Source organism: Streptomyces sp. SID14436, assembly GCF_010548465.1.
Lineage (GTDB): Bacteria > Actinomycetota > Actinomycetes > Streptomycetales > Streptomycetaceae > Streptomyces.
Genome location: NZ_JAAGMD010000576.1, coordinates 1 through 4,337 on the forward strand (window position 1 = coordinate 1; position 4,337 = coordinate 4,337).

Sequence of the window (4,337 nt, forward strand, 5' to 3'; positions counted from 1 at the left end):
CCCTGCTCCGCGACGCCGGTGCCGCCGCCCTCGTCGCCACCGGCGAGCGGGCCCGCGACGTCGCGGGCGGCACCCCCGTCGTCGACGTCGACGCCCTCCCCGGGCAGCCCGCCCCCCGGACCCCCGGCGCGGGCGACACCGCCTACGTCCTCTACACCTCCGGCTCGACCGGCCGGCCCAAGGGCGTCGTCGTGCCCCACCGCGGTCTCGCCAACTACCTGCGCTGGGCCGCCGACGCCTACAGCCCCGGCCGCGCACCCGTGGCCCCGGTCCACTCCAGCGTCGCCTTCGACCTCACGGTGACGAGCCTGTGGCTGCCGCTGACCGCGGGCGGCACGATCCACCTCGTCGACGAGGCCGACCCCCTGGACGGCCTGGTGTCCGTCCTGACCGGCCCGGCCCGGCCCACCCTCGTCAAGCTGACCCCCTCCCACCTCCAGGCCCTGTGCCGGCTCCTCCCCGAGGGCGGACTCGCCGACCTGGACGCCTGCTTCGTCGTCGGCGGGGAGGCCCTGTCCCCCGTGCTGGTGGACCAGTTCCGCGCGCTGGCACCCGCGGCGACCGTCGTCAACGAGTACGGCCCCACCGAGACCGTCGTCGGCTGCGCCGTCCACACCCTCGCCCCCGGCGAGGCCGTGCCCGACCGTCCCGGCATCCCGGCGGGCCGCCCCATCGCGGGCACCTGCCTGTACGTCCTGGACGAGCGCATGGTGCCCGTGCCGGTGGGCGTGCCGGGCGAACTCTTCATCGGGGGCGTCCAGGTCGCCTGGGGCTACCTCGGCGACCCGGTGAAGACGGCGGGGGCCTTCGTGCCGGATCCGTTCGGTGCGGTGCCGGGTGCGCGCTTGTACCGCACGGGTGATGTGGTGCGGTATCTGCCGGGTGGGGAGCTGGAGTTCCTGGGCCGGCGGGACCACCAGGTGAAGATCCGGGGTCAGCGCATCGAGCTGGGCGAGGTCGAGAACGCCCTGCGCGCCGTCGCCGAGATCACCGACGCCGTGGTCGTGTCCCGGACCGACGGGGCGGGTCAGCTGCGTCTCGTCGGTTACGTGACGGGCGGGGCCGGTGCGGAACACGTCCGCCAGGAGCTGGCGCGGACCCTGCCGGAGGCGATGGTGCCGTCGGCGGTGGTGTGCCTGGACGTCCTGCCGTTGACGGCGAACGGCAAGGTGGACCGGGCCGCGTTGCCCGAGCCGGAGTTCGGTTCGGGCCAGGCGGCGTACCGGGCGCCGGAGAGTGACGTGGAGCGTCGGGTCGCGGCGCTGTTCGGCGAGGTGCTGGGTGCCGAGCAGGTCGGTCTGGACGACGACTTCTTCGACCTGGGCGGCCACTCCCTGCTGGCGACGCAGCTGATCGCCCGCATCCGCTCCGAGTTCGACGTGCAGCTGCCGCTGCGGGCGTTGTTCGAGGCGTCGGATGTCGCGGGGGTGTCGGCGTCGGTGGTGGCTGCGGGGCGTGTGGAGGCGCTGCCGGAGTTGCGCCGGGTGGAGCGTGCGGGGCCGCTTCCGCTGTCGTTCGCGCAGCAGCGGATGTGGTTCCTGCACCAGCTCGACCCGGACGGTTCCTCGTACAACGTCCCGGCGGCGGTGCGGCTGACGGGTGCGCTGGACGTGGAGCGGTTGCGGGGTGCGCTGCTCGCGGTGGCGGCCCGGCACGAGGTGCTGCGGACCCGGTTCGAGGCGGGCGACACCGGCCCGGTGCAGGTGGTGGACGAGGAACCCGCCGTCGGATTCGAGGCGCGGGACCTGTCGGGCGAGGCCGACCCGGCCGCGGCGGTGCTGGGCGTGGCGCACGAGGTCGCGCGGTTGCCGTTCGATTTGGTCGACGGCCCGCTGATGCGGGTCGTGGTGATGCGGACCGGCGACACGGAGCACGTACTGGCCCTGTCGATGCACCACATCGTCTCGGACGGCTGGTCGGTCGGGGTCCTGCTGCGCGAGATCCAGGCCGCGTACGCGGGACAGGAGTTGCCGGCCCTCGCGGTGCAGTACGCGGACTACGCGGCGTGGCAGCGGGAGTGGCTGTCGGGGGAGGTGCTTCAGGAGCAGCTCGGGTACTGGCGTGAGGCGTTGCAGGGCGCCCCGCCGGCGCTGGACCTGCCGACGGACCGGCCGCGGCCGGCGGTGCCCAGTCACCGGGGTGCGCAGTTGGCGGCGGTGCTGGACGCCGATGTGGTGGGCCGGCTGGCGGGTGTGGCCCGGGAGCGGGGAGCGACGCTCTTCGGTGCGATCCAGTCGGTGCTTGCTGCCGTGTTGTCGCGGCGGGCGGGTCAGGACGACGTGGTGATCGGTGTGCCGGTGGCGAACCGTTCCCGGGTGGAGACGGAGGAATTGATCGGCTTCTTCGTCAACACGTTGCCGCTGCGCACGCGGGTGTCGGGGGAGGAGTCGTTCCTGGACCTGGTGGGCCGGGTGGGCGGTACGGCGGTGGAGGCGCTGTCGCACCAGGACGTGCCGTTCGAGCGGCTGGTGCAGGAGCTGGTCCCCGACCGCGACCGCTCCCGCAACCCCCTCTTCCAGGTGATGTGCGCCCTCCAGAACGCGCCGACCGTCGAACAGCACCTCGACGGTGTGGAGATGACGCATCTCCCGGTGAGCGACGGGACGGCGAAGTTCGACCTGATGCTGGTCGCCGAGGAGGCCGAGGACGGCGGGCTGTCGCTGACCTTGGAGTACAGCACCGATCTGTTCTTCGAGGCGACGGCTCGGGCGGTGCTGGACGACGTGCTGCGGGCGTGCCGTGCGGCGGTTGCCGATCCTGCGCGGCCGGTGCGTGAGCTGACCGAGGTGTCGGAGGCGGAGCGTGAACTGCTCCTCCACACCTGGAACGCGACCGACCGCACGGACCGGCTGGACTGCCTCGTCACGCGGGTACGGCAGCTCGCGGTGGAGGAGCCGGACGCGGTGGCCGTCAGCGACGACCGCGGTGAGGTGACGTACGCCGAGTTGGCGGGGCGGGCGAGCCGCCTGTCCGGTGAGCTGCTCGCGGCGGGTGTCGGGCTGGACGACCGGGTGGTCTATCACGGTGAGCGGGGTATCGACGCCGTGGTCACCCTGCTCGGCGTCCTGGGCGCCGGAGGCGTCTACGTCCCCCTCGACCTCCGTGCCCCCGCTGCCCGCAACGCGCACATGACCTCGGCGTGCGGCGCCCGCTGGATCGTGGCGGAACCGGGCACGGCGGACGCCGCGCGCGCACTCGCCGAGGCCACGGATGCCCGTCCGGAGGTCGTGCTGTGTCCCCGGGACGGCGCTGCGGTGGACGGTCCACCGGTGCCGGGTGCGGGTGACGATCTGGCGTATGTGCTGTTCACGTCGGGTTCGACGGGTCTGCCGAAGGGTGCGATGGTGCACCGGGCGGGGATGAACAACCACCTGCTGGCGAAGGTGGACGACCTGGCGTTGACCGGGGCGGATGTGGTGGTGCAGAACGCGGCGCTGACGTTCGACATCTCGGTGTGGCAGATGGTGGCCGCACTGGTCGTGGGCGGCCGCACCGCCGTCTACGGCGATGAGACGGCGTTGGATGCGACGGGTCTGTTCGTGCGGGCCGAGCGGGATGCGGTCACGGTGCTGGAGGTGGTGCCGTCCCTGCTGCGGGCGGCGCTGGACGCCTGGGACACGGTGGCCGGCTCAGCACCGGGATTGGCGGATCTGCGCAAGCTGGTGGTGACCGGTGAGGCGCTGCCGCCGGACCTGTGCGCGCGCTGGTTCGCCCGCTATCCGGGGATCGAGATCGTCAACGCCTACGGCCCCACCGAGTGCTCCGACGACGTCACCCACGCCACGCTCACCGCGGAGGTCGACCGCGTCCCGATCGGCTCGGCGGTCCGCAACACCCGCCTGTATGTGCTGGACGAGGCGATGCGTCCCGTGCCCGTCGGTGTGCGGGGCGAGTTGTTCGTCGGCGGTGTGGGTGTCGGCCGCGGCTATCTGGACGACCCGGTGAAGACGGCCACGGCGTTCGTGCCGGATCCGTTCGGTGCGGTGCCGGGTGCGCGGCTGTACCGCACCGGTGATGTGGTGCGGTATCTGCCGGGCGGGGAGCTGGAGTTCCTGGGCCGGCGCGACCACCAGGTGAAGATCCGGGGTCAGCGCATCGAGCTCGGCGAGGTCGAGAATGCCCTGCGCGCCCTGCCCGAGGTCACCGACGCCGTCGTCCTGGACCGTCCCCACCCCTCGGGGGCGACCGCGCTCGTCGGGTACGTCGTGGGCGGTGTCGACACCGCCGACCTCCGGGCCGGACTCACGCGTGCGCTCCCCGAGGCAATGATCCCTTCGGTGCTGATCCGCCTCGACGCCATGCCGTTGACGGCGAACGGCAAGGTGGACCGGGCCGCG

At 73.1% G+C, this 4,337-nt stretch carries 1 protein-coding gene; it reads left to right on the plus strand.

Annotated features, from left to right (window positions below; all coding sequences use genetic code 11):
- On the plus strand, positions 1-4,337 hold a 4,337-nt coding region (locus tag G3I53_RS34420), incomplete at both ends, for a non-ribosomal peptide synthetase (RefSeq protein ID WP_164438614.1).